Here is a 12,068-nt window from a genome sequence, read left to right on the forward strand (position 1 = left end):
CCTTTCCAGTTCGGAAAGGCTTTTTTAATTAATTGTAAATGGTTAGAATATTGCCATTTTGTTGAATACGGTAATTTTTTAGCGGACAGCTAAGGCCGTCATTTTTATCGATAATACCAGTAACAAAATTGTAGGTGTTGCCGCATCCAGAAGTACCATTGAGCCCATCGGGAATTATAGGTGCACATTCTTTCGGTGCGTGGTTAGGGTCGCTGGCGTCCCATGCATAGAAGTCAACACCTGTGGAAGCAACAATAACGCCGCCGTTTCCAATGTTAGGAATATAAACCGAATTGCCAGCAAATTGCAATTGGCTATAAGCCGGTAAGCTCAAGTTTATTTCATGGTGTACCACTATATCCAGTAAGAAACGGCAGTTTTTGTCGTCCACCTGATTTCCGCTACAAGACCATAAAAAAATGAAACAGGTTAAATAGAAAATGGGCTTCATAATGCAATGAAAAATTTAGAAGTGCAATTTACGATAAAAAGCAAACTCAGATAAAAATTTTGTATATTTGAAAATGAAATCTCGTCTATGCGGGATTTTTTTTATGCTGAACCCAGTTCAGCATCTTTGTTATTAATAAACGATGAAGTTATGAGTAAAGTATCTTACTACACAGCAGAGGGGTTAAAAAAATTAAGAGCCGAATTAAATCAATTAAAAGATGTGGAGCGGCCAAAGGCGTCGCAGGCTATTGCAGAGGCAAGAGACAAAGGCGATTTGAGTGAAAATGCAGAATACGATGCGGCCAAAGAAGCACAGGGGCTTTTGGAAATGAAAATTTCTAAATTAGAAGCCACCCTTGCCAATGCCAGATTGATTGACGAGTCGCAGTTGGACACCTCGAAAGCGTTGGTGCTTTCCACCGTAAAAATAAAGAACCAAACCAATGGTATGGAAATGAGCTATACGTTGGTGGCCGAGAGTGAAGCCGATTTAAAATCGGGAAAAATTTCGGTGAACTCACCTATTGGAAAAGGATTGCTGGGTAAATCGGTTGGCGATGTAGCCGAAATACAAGTGCCCAATGGTGTAATGAAATTCGATATTGTAGAAATTACCAGATAAAATACAATTCCAAAAAACGATTAAAAGATTCCTGATGAATTTCATTAGGAATCTTTTATCTTTATAAAGGTTACAAACTAAACTAAAGAAGAGATATGGCATCCCTATTCACAAAAATAATCAATGGTGAAATTCCGTGTTACAAAATAGCTGAAACCGACGAGTTTTTTGCGTTTTTAGACATCAACCCCAATGCAAAAGGGCATACCTTGTGCATTCCGAAGAAAGAAGTCGATAAAATTTTCGATTTAGATGAGGCTACCTATATGGGGCTTATGGCTTTTTCCCGAAAAGTAGCCTTGGCCATTGAAAAAGCTGTGCCGTGCAAGCGTGTGGGCGTGTCGGTAATTGGTTTGGAAGTGCCGCATGTGCATGTGCATTTAATTCCGTTGCACAACATGGACGATGCCCGATTCATTAAAAAGGAAAAACTGACTCCCGAAGATTTTGAGGTCGTGGCCGAAGAGATTAGGGCGCATTTATAATTCACTAAAAAACATTAAAGACAGAATAGCGACTACAGCCAAAATAACCGCTGCGATAATTAGCCAAGTGGCTTTTTTAAGATAGGTGGAAGGCTTTTTGGGACTAAACGCTTTTTTCTGATAATCCACTACGCGCTCAATGTCGTCTGTCCATTGCACGGGATAAATGATGGAATTACAGGTTTCGCAAGCTAGTTCGTCCTGAATTTCAGAAGTTATGGATTTGTAAAGGCCCGTTTCTACAATCTTTTGTTTAAAAGTTAATCGCAACCCGTCTTTGCTGTAGCATTGTGGACAGTTGTTTTTTAAAACGAGGGCTTTAAATTCTATAAATTTTTCAGGCATAATTGTGGGCGCGTTTCAGGTTAATCTGTATCGTGGTGCCTTTTCCTTTTTCAGATTCCAGCACGCCAATCTTTCCGTTGTGGAAATCTTCGATAATCCGTTTGGTTAACGACAAACCAAGACCCCAACCGCGTTTTTTTGTGGTAAACCCAGGCTCGAAAATTTTATGGAAATCTTTTTTGCTAATGCCTTTTCCGGTGTCGGTTACCCTAATCTTAATATCATTTTCCAGTTGCGAAATTTCAATGGTTAATTTTCCGCGGCCTTTCATGGCATCAATGGCATTTTTTACCAAATTTTCAATGCACCAACTGTAGAGTTGTTTGTTCAGTTCCACCGGAATCTCATCATCGGGAGTGATGATTTCAAACTCAATTAGTTTTGACGACCGTGCTTTTAAATAATCGTAAGATTCAATGGTTTCCTTTATGATGTCGGCTTTCTCCAAAGTGGGTAACGAGCCTATTTTACTGAAGCGCTCGGTAATGGTTTTCAGTCGGTCGATGTCTTTTTCCATTTCAGAAATATAATCGGCACTAACGTTTTCAGTCTTTAAAATTTCGGTCCAACCAATTAATGAGGATAGTGGCGTGCCAATTTGGTGTGCGGTTTCCTTGGCCATGCCCGACCACAGCTTGTTTTGTGTGGCGTTTTTGTTGCTTCGGTAAAAGAAGAAAATAACGGCGCCGAATAGAAAAACAATCAGCAACAAAGCTAAAGGATAGTATTTCAATTTGTTCAATAACGGGGAGTTTCCGTAATAAATGGTAGAAAACACTTCACCTTGATATTTTATATCGATAGGTTTGTTTTCACTTTTAAAAGTTTCGATAAGTTTGTCGATGGAGCGTTTATTTTCCAGTTTCCTTTCGTCAATATTATTTGAACTGCTTAAGTTGCCATCTTGGTCAATTACCAACATGGGGGTAGTAGTGTTACTGTTTAAAATTTTTAGGGTAAGGTTTAAATTGGTGTTGGTTTCAGAATTAACGAATTCGGTTTGTGCAAACGACCAATTTTCCATTTTTGTACGCTCTTCTTCCTTAAAATGCTGAAAAAACTCGTAAGTTTTCCATAAAATAAGGGAAACAATTATAAAAGAAGATGCAATTATTATCCATCTAAAGGCATTGCTATGCTTGGTAAAAAACATGGAAATTAATTTTATAACTGGTAATATAATGCAAATCTGTTAATATTATTGTGCGAGTTGTTAGTAAATCGGTTTTTACATGAGTTATAGTTTGGTTACATTTGTTGTTCATTTAAAAGTGTAATGGCTTCAATAGATCCAAAACAGTTATCAACCAGTAAATTACACAGTTATTTGTTGAGTGCCGTGGCGCCCAGACCCATAGCTTTTGCAAGTACGGTTGATGCCAGCGGAAACCCAAATTTGTCGCCATTTAGCTTTTTTAATGTGTTTAGTGCTAACCCGCCTATTATGGTATTTTCGCCAGCGAGACGGGTACGCGATAACACCACGAAGCACACTTTGGAAAATATTGAAATAACCAAAGAAGTGGTTATTAACGTGGTGAATTACGATATGGTCCATCAAATGTCGTTGAGCAGTACCGAATATCCTGTTGGGGTAAACGAATTTGAAAAATCGGGGCTGACGATGCTGAAATCGGATATTGTAAAACCCTTTCGGGTGGGCGAATCGCCCGTTCAGTTTGAGTGTAAAGTGAACGAGATTATCAAATTGGGGAAAGAAGGCGGAGCCGGAAATTTGATAATTTGTGAAGTAGTATGGTTGCACATTGATGAAGAGGTTTTGGATAAGGACGAAGCCATCGATCAAGTGAAATTGGATTTGGTAGCGAGAGCTGGCGGAAGCTATTACAGCCGAGCAAAAAAAGGGTTTTTCCAAATACCAAAACCACTGACGACGTTGGGTATTGGAGTGGATGGTTTTCCCGAGCATGTAAAGCACAGTATGGTGCTTACCGGAAACGATTTGGGCATGTTGGGAAATGTGGAAGCCTTGCCAAGTGAAGCAAGCGTTAATGCTTTTATTGAAGATTTGGGCGAGCGGTATCCTAACATTAAAACGGCAACCCATCGCGAAAAGCATAAACTGGCACGAAACTATTTAAGCTTTGGCGATGTTGAGAGCGCTTGGAAAATATTGTTGTCATAAAAAAGAATATTAATTAAGTATAAATTAGAGTAAATGGAAGTTCAAGGAAGAGTAAAAATGATTGGTGAAACCCAAACTTTTGGGAACAACGGATTCAGAAAAAGAGAGATTGTAGTAACTACAGAAGAGCAATATCCACAACACATTATGGTGGAATTTGTTCAGGATAAAACCGATTTGTTGAACAGCTTTCAAGTGGGGCAACAAGTAAAAATTAACATCAACTTACGTGGTAGAGAGTGGGTAAATCCTCAAGGTGAGACTAAATACTTCAACTCTATACAAGGGTGGAGAATTGAGGCAGTACAAGCAGAAGCAGCTTCAGGAAACGTGCCACCAGTGCCACCAGCTGATGCTTTTGAGCCAGCAGGCGATTTAAATCAAGATGAGCACGACGATTTACCTTTCTAAACAAATTTAATTGCCAAGAGGTCTTGGTGGTTTAAATAAAAGAAAGCTTATATAATAGAACCTCAATGTTTAGCATAAACATTGAGGTTTTTTTGTTGAAACTTTTTACTTTTAAAGGCATGCATTACCTAGCCGAAAAATTATGGTTTCCGAAAATAGAAGAAGCAACAAGCGAAGGACTACTTGCGGTTGGTGGCGATTTATCGGTTGAGAGGTTGTTGTTAGCTTATCGGTCAGGGATATTTCCATGGTTCGATGCAGAAAGTCCCATTTTATGGTGGTCACCCAATCCGCGATTTGTACTGTTTCCACAGAAATTAAAAGTATCAAAAAGTATGAAGCAGGTGCTTCGAAATAAATCGTTTAAGGTTACCGAAAACAAAGCATTTGGACAAGTGATTTTAGAATGCTCTAAAATAAAACGCAAGGGCCAGGAAGACACTTGGATCACCAACGAAATGGTAGCAGCCTACCAAAAGTTACACGACATGGGCTATGCCAAATCGGTTGAGGTTTGGCAAAACGAAACATTGGTGGGAGGCCTTTATGGTGTCGATTTACACAATGGTGTGTTTTGTGGCGAAAGTATGTTTGCCAAAGTGAGCAATGCCAGTAAAGTGGGCTTTATCACTTTTGTTAACAAAAGCAATTACAAGTTGATTGATTGCCAGGTGTACACCAATCATTTGGCGAGTTTAGGTGCGGAAGACATCACCCGGAAGCAATTTATGGAATTTTTAAAGTAGTTTTATAGTTAACAACTTAAATGAATAAACCACTTTTGTCAGATTGAGCGGAGTCGAAATCTATCAACCCTATAATTAATTTTAAGACTTCTCGACTTAAGTTTATCTTGAGCATCTCGACTGCGCTCGATACAGGCTCAAGTCGTAAGGCTCGAAGTGATAGGTGCGTATGTCATAAATGTGTTGTAATAATTGTGGATTTTATATCAAATTAAGTCTAAAAACCAATTGAAAACATGGAAGCAAAAACCATTGATGAAGTTACCGTGCTGTTGGAAGAGATTATCCAAACCTCAAAAAAAGAGAAAAGCCCGTTGGGTTATTTTGCAGCACTATATCAAAAAGTGACCATTTCCGTAAAGGAAAAGTTGGGCACAGGATATTTTGATGATGACGCCCGAATGGAACTATTAGATGTTGTTTTTGCCAATCGGTATTTGTTGGCCTATGCTAATTATAAGGCAAACAAATCCAATACCAAATCTTGGGAAGTGGCTTTCAGTCTTTCAAAAAACAACGATTTAATAGTGCTTCAGCATTTAATTCTCGGAATGAATGCTCACATCAATCTCGATTTGGGTATTGCGGCCGCACAAATATCAACGCCTTCAAATATTCATTTGTTAGAATCCGATTTCAATAAAATCAACGATATATTGGGCGAACTGGTTGATGAGGTGAAAAGTAATTTAAGTGTTATTTGGCGTCCGTTGGTTTGGATTTTAAAAAAGTTGAAAAACGTCGATAACTTTCTTGTGAATTTCAGTATGGGCATAGCGCGCGATGGGGCTTGGAAATTTGCCAACGAACTGATTTTGGAAATTGAACATTTGAATGACAAAAATTGCATTCTGCTAAGGGATGAAAAAATAAAAGCATTGTCCGGTCGAGTGGTTTCAAAAGGGAAATTGGAAAAAATTCTGTTTAAAATTATCCGATTTACCGAGTGGGGCAGTGTATCAAATAAAATTGAAGCTTTAAAGAAAAAAGTGGGGTGAAGCGAAACTTTATTTGCCATTTTATTTATCGATAACCCTCCCGTTGTCTAAATTTTTAAGCTCGCCGAAGTCAGTACAAATAAATAATGTTTTGCTTTCAGGTTAAAAGCTTCCATGCGATGCTCCAATCCAGCTTTTAAGCGCAGTTTGTTTAAAATTGGCCAAACCATTTGAGCGGTTACTCTAAAATCGGTTTCGCCTTTTATCTGTTTGCTTAAACTCCACAACGCTTCAAGTGCAGTGCTCAAATAGGTTTTTATCGATTTGTTTTTTACGGTTTTTAAAGGGAAATCCATGCTGAGTTTATAGCGTTGCCTGTAAATCGTTGAGGTATCGAATAAGCGTTGCTCTGCTCTAAAACGATGACTTATGTTGGTGGTTAACAATTGTTTTTTTCTAACAAACTGCTGCATAAAACGTAATTCGTCGCTTCCGGAATCAAACCAGTCTCTATCACGGTAATAAATACCAATGGCAAAAGTTTTATTTTTTTTCCATTTAAAAGACGATAAATGGTAGATGTCAAATTGCTGCTGTTCATAACCAAAATGGTCATTATTGTAAAGAAAATATCTGCTGCGAAGGGTGATATTTAAATTGTATTTTTTAGAAATTCGGTGATTAATGCCAATGGCCGATTCGCCTAAACTACTAAAGCTCTTTTGGGCATTGGCAGAATTACAGCCCCAAAGTATGACCAATAAAAATAAGCTAAAACGGAAGTGTCGAATGTTCACAGGTGGAATTGTTTTTTTAAACTTGATTGTACCTAAAACAACTTGTTTCATGGTCGTTAACCATACCAGTGGCTTGAATGTGTGCATAAACTACCGTGGTGCCCACAAACTTAAAACCGCGTTTTTTTAAATCTTTACTTATGGTATCGCTTAACGGTGTATTTGCGGGAGCTTCTTTGTAGTTTTTTATCGAGTTTTTTATGGGCTTGCCATCCACAAACCCCCATATGTATTTGCTGAAACTGCCAAACTCTTCCTGTATTTTCATAAAAGCTTGGGCATTGGTAACGGTAGCCTTTACTTTTAATTTGTTTCTAATAATTCCAGGGTCTTGCAGTAGCTCGTCCATTTTATCCTGATTGTAACGGGCAATCTTTATATAATTAAAATCATCGAATGCTTTTCTGAAATTTTCACGCTTCCGTAGCACGGTAATCCAACTTAACCCGGCCTGAAAGGTTTCTAAGGTTAAAAATTCGAAAAGGGTGTCATCGTCATACACAGGAACGCCCCATTCTTCGTCGTGGTAGGCTTCATAAAGTGCATCGCCTTCACACCAGCCGCATCGTTCTTTTTTGCTCATGATTCTGCAAAAGTAAGGTTTAAGGTAAAAGTATGACAAATATCATCTTAATTGAAATAGGAAGCCTTTAATTTTGAAAGCTTCATTGTATCTGTTTAAAAATCTTATTTATGAAATCAATATTAAAATCGAGTTTAGAGCGTGGTGTGTCTTACCCGTCTTATCGGGAATTAGTGAATCAACTAGCAGAAAATAACAATACCACAGGCTTGGAAAAATCAGAAGCTTTGGTGAATTACACAAAGTTGAACGACCGCCGAATGAAGCGTTGGGATAAAACCATTAAAGTATCGGATGATTTAAAGGAAAAGATAGCTGACTTCAGCCATCCTGTAACTTGGTTGGTCATTACCGAAAGTTGGTGTGGCGATGCTGCCCATGTGCTGCCAGCGCTCCATAAAATAGTGGAGTTAAACGAGAACCTTAAAATGAAAATCGTACTTCGCGACGATAACCTTGAATTAATGGATGCCTTTTTAACAGAGGGGTCGCGGTCTATCCCGAAGGTTATTATGATTGACGACAAAACGGGTGATGTTTTGACTACTTATGGTCCGCGCCCTAGCGAAGCCACGGTTTATGTGAATAGATATAAAGCGAAATACGGCAAATTAACTCCCGAATTTAAAGAAGATTTACAGCACTGGTATAATAAAAACAAAGGACAAAACGTACTGGAAGATGTTACCGAAATGCTCTGCAAATTGGAGCCTAGCGTTTGCCAATAAAATTAAAAGTAATGGAGCCTATCTGGCTGCTTTTCGATGGGTCGGCATTGAATTTCGATTTTTTGGCGTACTCCAAAGCATGTTCAATCAAACATTCGTTGGAAGAATTCGACGAAGAGTTCAGGTACGCATCGGTCACTTTTCCGTTGGCGTTTACGGTAATGTTCACCACTATTTTACCATCGACTTCGCAAAGATAAACCGGAATGGGGATGTACACCTTTTTTCGATTTGAGAGCGAATAGCTAATGGTGCTTTTGTGGTTATTGTTTTCGGCCAATTGCTTTTTAAGCACCTCGTTTGCCTTATTGAACTTTGAAAGCTCGTCTGGGTTTAATTTCGAATCGTCGGGTATTTTATAGTCCCTTTTTGCAACATGGCTATTTTCTGAAAAATCGCTGCTTTTGGGTACGTAGTCTTCTGGTGGTGCAATGCGTTTAAAAGCTTGGGCAAAGTGCTTTTCCTTTTGGGTTTCGTTAAAAGCGCTATTGGTTTCGGCCTTAGTTTTATTGCCTTCCTTTAAGTCTTTCAATTCCTCTAGCTTTTCTTCGGGTTCCTTTTCAGGTTCCAATTCGTAGTAGCTTTCAGAAATGAATTCGCTTTGTTTTTTAAGTCCGAGATTAAAAACAGAAAGGATTACCGTTCCAGAAATTAGAAACGTAATCAATAAGGCTCTATGTTGATTTGTTAGGTGCAAATCGTTAAAATTACAATTGGGGTACAGTAAATATACGAAAAAATAAGGAGTTTAGTTCTTCAGGTTGGCTGTAAACCCTTCAATGGAAACTGCATCATCAACGTTGAAATCTCCAATTTTGGTTCTTCTGAGTGCCGACAGGTGCGCGCCCGAATTTAGGGATTTTCCAAAATCGTGAGCCAAAGAACGGATGTAAGTGCCTTTGCCACACACCACTCTAAAATCGATATTCAATCCAGAAATATTAGTTATTTCAAATTCTGAAATGCTTACCGTTCGTGGCTTTACTTCAACACTTTCGCCGGCTCGGGCAAATTCATAAAGGCGTTTGCCATCTTTTTTTATGGCTGAAAATACAGGTGGAAACTGCTCAATATCGCCTAAAAACTGTTTGGTGTTGTTGCGGATTAGCGTTTCGGAAATGTGTTCCGTAGGGAAGGTATCGTTTATTTCGGTTTCCAAATCGTACGAAGGTGTGGTGCTTCCTAAAACAAAGGTACCCGTGTATTCCTTAATTTGCGCTTGAAAACTATCGATTTGTTTGGTCATTTTTCCCGTGCAAATTACCAACAGCCCGGTGGCCAAGGGGTCTAAAGTACCGGCATGCCCAACCTTTATTTTTTTCAGTTTGAAGGCTTGCCTAATCTCCCAGCGTAGTTTGTTAACCACTTGGAACGAGGTCCAATGCAAGGGTTTGTCTATCAACAAAACCTGTCCAGAAAGATAATCTTCAGCAGTCAACATATTAATTGAAAAAAGTGAAAGTTATAGCAATCAGTCCAACAATGGCGCAATAAACGGCAAAATAGGTAAGTTTACTTTTCTTTACCAAAGCAATCATCCAAGTGCAGGCAAACAACCCTGCTACAAATGCCGCAATAAAGCCTATGGACAAGGCAGTGAAATTTCCGCTGTCATAACTCAAATCGCCACTTAAAATATCTTTTGCAATTTTTCCGAAAATAAGAGGAACCACCATTAAAAACGAAAAACGAGCAGCCTTGGTTTTGTCGTTACCCAATAAAACCGAAGTAGAAATAGTTGCCCCTGAACGCGAAATACCGGGCAACATGGCAATGGCCTGCGAAATACCGATAACAAAAGCATTGGAAAACGATACTTTTTTATTGGTGTCCTTGGCTTTGTCGGCCAAAAAAAGAAGCACTGCGGTAACCAAAAGCATGCAGCCCACTAAAAAAATGTTTCCGCCAAAAAGAGCTTCTAATTGTTCCTCAAAAAATAGGCCAACAACCACAGCAGGAATCATAGATACGGCTATTTTTGCAATAAATTGTAAATCTTCGTTCCATTGAAATTTCAATGCGCCTTTTACTAAATTGAAAATATCTTTTCTGAAAACTACCATGGTACTCAATGCCGTGGCGAAGTGGAGCACCACGGTAAACAACAGGCTTTCTTCGGGCACAGAGTTGTCACCCAAAATAGCTTTGCCCAACTCTAAATGTCCGCTGGACGATACAGGTAAAAACTCGGTTAAACCTTGAATAATGCCCAGAATTATTGCGTCTATAATTTCCATGGGGCAAAAATATTAAAATAGTGCTTCAAAACACTTTTTCGGTATTAAACTTTAAGAAATTACCTTATTTTAGAAACATGAAGATTGTTCTTGCGCCCGATAAATTTAAAAATTCACTGTCAGGATTACAGTTTTGTGAAGCCGTTGAAGCAGGATTACTTTCGGTAAATCCGAATTTTGAAATCCTGAAAATGCCATTGGCCGATGGTGGCGATGGTACTTTGGAGGTGGTCAATTATTGTTTAAAAGGAAAAATGATAGAGGTTGAAGTGAACAATCCCTTTTTTCAATCGATAATAGCAAAATATCTGTATGCCAAACATTCAAAAACGGCTTTTATTGAAATGGCCGAAGCTTCGGGGTTGAAACTGCTGAAACCCGAGGAATTCGATTGCAAAAACGCTACCACGTTGGGTACGGGCGAAATGATTGTTGATGCCATAGAAAAGGGTGCCAAAACCATCATTTTGGGTATTGGCGGTAGCGCCACCAACGATTGCGGTATTGGTATGGCTACGGCGTTGGGCTATCGGTTTTTGGAAAAAAAAGGAGATGAAGTAAAACCCATTGGTGCCCGTTTATCCCAGATTGTTTCTATTGACGATTCTAAAGTACATCCAAAACTATTTGATGTCGATTTCAAAATTGCTTGTGATGTTGATAATCCGTTGTTTGGTGAAAATGGTGCTGCTTATGTGTATGCGGAGCAAAAAGGAGCTTCGGCCGAAGATGTAAAAATGCTCGACCATGGTTTGCGAAGTTTTTCAAAAATTATTGAAGCCCAATTTGGTGTAAATTCTCAAAATATAAAAGGAGCTGGTGCAGCTGGCGGTATGGGATTGGCGTCAAAAGTGTTTTTAAGTGGGGATTTGAAACCTGGAATTGACTTAATAAAAAAATTGGCGGTTTTCGATTCAAAAATTTCGGATGCCGATTGGGTAATCACCGGTGAAGGCAAGCTGGATAAGCAAACCTTGTCGGGGAAAACAATCAAGGGCGTAGTGGCTTCCGCGAAAGCGCAAAACAAAAAAGTGGCAGCCTTTTGCGGGAGCAACGATTTAAGCGAAAAGGATATTAAAGACTTTGGAATTGACTATGTCGATTCGGTTTTAAACTACTCGGAAAATTTAGAGGATGCAATGGAAAACAGCTATGCTTGCGTTATAAAAATGGCGAAAGTATTTGCTGAAAAATTGTCGTCATTCTGAGGAGTGAAGAAAGGAACGACGTGAGAATCTGTTGTTTTAAAACTGCATTTGTAAGATGGCGATGTGGATTCCTGCTTACGCAGGAATGACATAAATTATTTATCCGGATTTAAAAGAATGGCATACATCTCTATGCCAAAACCTAAAAGCACCAACATAGGCGCCAATCGGATGCGTCGCCAGCTAAAAATTTCTGGGCTAAACACATTGGGGTCGTCGCTGCCGCCACCGGTCATCAAAATAAAACCAAGGGCAATAACCGCCAAACCAATAAACATAAATTTATAGTTTTTCTTCCCAAAAACAAATGTGGGTTTTGCGTCTTCTTTTCGTTTTTTTTCTCCCATGGTTTTAATGCTAGTGCTGCAA

Annotated in this window: 17 protein-coding genes; 8 read left to right on the forward strand and 9 right to left on the reverse strand. The window is 39.0% G+C overall.

Annotated features, from left to right (window positions below; translation table 11 throughout):
* Positions 1 to 28 precede the first annotated feature (28 nt).
* Positions 29 to 451 carry a hypothetical protein gene (locus ABI125_02860; GenBank protein ID XCF06810.1) on the reverse strand — a complete coding sequence of 141 codons (423 nt, stop codon included), beginning with the start codon at positions 449 to 451 and terminating at the stop codon, positions 29 to 31.
* 150 nt (positions 452 to 601) lie between these two features.
* Here ABI125_02860 and greA point away from each other — a divergent pair, with 150 nt between their 5' ends.
* Both greA and ABI125_02870 read left to right on the forward strand, forming a co-directional pair.
* Positions 602 to 1,075, forward strand: coding sequence for a transcription elongation factor GreA (gene greA, locus ABI125_02865; GenBank protein XCF06811.1), 474 nt, complete (start codon positions 602 to 604; stop codon positions 1,073 to 1,075).
* A 95-nt stretch (positions 1,076 to 1,170) separates the two neighbouring features.
* Entirely contained in the window at positions 1,171 to 1,560 is a 390-nt protein-coding gene (locus tag ABI125_02870) for an HIT family protein (GenBank protein ID XCF06812.1), read from the forward strand.
* Here the strand turns inward: ABI125_02870 and ABI125_02875 are convergent.
* Positions 1,555 to 1,905 carry a hypothetical protein gene (locus ABI125_02875; GenBank protein ID XCF06813.1) on the reverse strand — a complete coding sequence of 117 codons (351 nt, stop codon included), beginning with the start codon at positions 1,903 to 1,905 and terminating at the stop codon, positions 1,555 to 1,557. The genes ABI125_02870 and ABI125_02875 overlap by 6 nt on opposite strands.
* Positions 1,898 to 3,058: a HAMP domain-containing sensor histidine kinase gene (locus ABI125_02880; protein XCF06814.1), complete on the reverse strand. Its 1,161-nt coding sequence runs from the start codon at positions 3,056 to 3,058 to the stop codon at positions 1,898 to 1,900. Before ABI125_02880 ends, ABI125_02875 begins: the two co-directional genes overlap by 8 nt.
* 123 nt (positions 3,059 to 3,181) lie before the next feature.
* Between ABI125_02880 and ABI125_02885 the strand changes: the two genes are divergently transcribed.
* The 4 genes from ABI125_02885 (at position 3,182) to ABI125_02900 (ending at position 6,206) form a co-directional block, all read left to right on the forward strand.
* A complete protein-coding gene (locus ABI125_02885; GenBank protein XCF06815.1) occupies positions 3,182 to 4,051 on the forward strand; it encodes a flavin reductase family protein in 870 nt (289 codons plus the stop codon).
* A 33-nt stretch (positions 4,052 to 4,084) separates the two neighbouring features.
* The gene (locus ABI125_02890; protein XCF06816.1) at positions 4,085 to 4,462 is read left to right on the forward strand and encodes a DUF3127 domain-containing protein; all 378 of its coding nucleotides are present in this window, start codon (positions 4,085 to 4,087) and stop codon (positions 4,460 to 4,462) included.
* Positions 4,463 to 4,581: 119 nt separating this feature from the next.
* The gene (aat, locus tag ABI125_02895; GenBank protein ID XCF07867.1) at positions 4,582 to 5,208 is read left to right on the forward strand and encodes a leucyl/phenylalanyl-tRNA--protein transferase; all 627 of its coding nucleotides are present in this window, start codon (positions 4,582 to 4,584) and stop codon (positions 5,206 to 5,208) included.
* 236 nt (positions 5,209 to 5,444) lie between these two features.
* The gene (locus ABI125_02900; protein XCF06817.1) at positions 5,445 to 6,206 is read left to right on the forward strand and encodes a DUF5995 family protein; all 762 of its coding nucleotides are present in this window, start codon (positions 5,445 to 5,447) and stop codon (positions 6,204 to 6,206) included.
* Positions 6,207 to 6,253: 47 nt separating this feature from the next.
* Here ABI125_02900 and ABI125_02905 read toward each other — a convergent pair whose 3' ends face one another.
* Both ABI125_02905 and ABI125_02910 read right to left on the reverse strand, forming a co-directional pair.
* Positions 6,254 to 6,943, reverse strand: a complete 690-nt coding sequence (locus ABI125_02905) for a DUF2490 domain-containing protein (GenBank protein ID XCF06818.1) — start codon at positions 6,941 to 6,943, stop codon at positions 6,254 to 6,256.
* Positions 6,944 to 6,959: 16 nt separating this feature from the next.
* Positions 6,960 to 7,526: a DNA-3-methyladenine glycosylase I gene (locus ABI125_02910; protein ID XCF06819.1), complete on the reverse strand. Its 567-nt coding sequence runs from the start codon at positions 7,524 to 7,526 to the stop codon at positions 6,960 to 6,962.
* A 110-nt stretch (positions 7,527 to 7,636) separates the two neighbouring features.
* Between ABI125_02910 and ABI125_02915 the strand changes: the two genes are divergently transcribed.
* Complete coding sequence (locus ABI125_02915) at positions 7,637 to 8,254, forward strand: thioredoxin family protein (protein XCF06820.1); 618 nt, start codon at positions 7,637 to 7,639, stop codon at positions 8,252 to 8,254.
* On the opposite strand, the gene ABI125_02920 is transcribed toward ABI125_02915, so the two are convergent.
* The 3 genes from ABI125_02920 to ABI125_02930 all read right to left on the reverse strand — a co-directional run bounded on the left by ABI125_02920 (position 8,238) and on the right by ABI125_02930 (position 10,491).
* A complete protein-coding gene (locus tag ABI125_02920) occupies positions 8,238 to 8,921 on the reverse strand; it encodes a TonB family protein (protein ID XCF06821.1) in 684 nt (227 codons plus the stop codon). The genes ABI125_02915 and ABI125_02920 overlap by 17 nt on opposite strands.
* A gap of 81 nt (positions 8,922 to 9,002) precedes the next feature.
* On the reverse strand, positions 9,003 to 9,695 hold the full coding sequence (gene truB / locus ABI125_02925) for a tRNA pseudouridine(55) synthase TruB (protein XCF06822.1): 693 nt from the start codon (positions 9,693 to 9,695) through the stop codon (positions 9,003 to 9,005).
* A 1-nt stretch (position 9,696) separates the two neighbouring features.
* Positions 9,697 to 10,491: an undecaprenyl-diphosphate phosphatase gene (locus tag ABI125_02930; GenBank protein XCF06823.1), complete on the reverse strand. Its 795-nt coding sequence runs from the start codon at positions 10,489 to 10,491 to the stop codon at positions 9,697 to 9,699.
* 77 nt (positions 10,492 to 10,568) lie between these two features.
* Here ABI125_02930 and ABI125_02935 point away from each other — a divergent pair, with 77 nt between their 5' ends.
* The gene (locus ABI125_02935; GenBank protein XCF06824.1) at positions 10,569 to 11,699 is read left to right on the forward strand and encodes a glycerate kinase; all 1,131 of its coding nucleotides are present in this window, start codon (positions 10,569 to 10,571) and stop codon (positions 11,697 to 11,699) included.
* 95 nt (positions 11,700 to 11,794) lie between these two features.
* Here ABI125_02935 and ABI125_02940 read toward each other — a convergent pair whose 3' ends face one another.
* Positions 11,795 to 12,046 carry a DUF3098 domain-containing protein gene (locus tag ABI125_02940; GenBank protein XCF06825.1) on the reverse strand — a complete coding sequence of 84 codons (252 nt, stop codon included), beginning with the start codon at positions 12,044 to 12,046 and terminating at the stop codon, positions 11,795 to 11,797.
* Positions 12,047 to 12,068: the final 22 nt, after the last annotated feature.

This window comes from Tamlana crocina (assembly GCA_040429635.1).
GTDB classification, from domain to species: Bacteria; Bacteroidota; Bacteroidia; order Flavobacteriales; family Flavobacteriaceae; genus Flavisericum; species Flavisericum crocinum.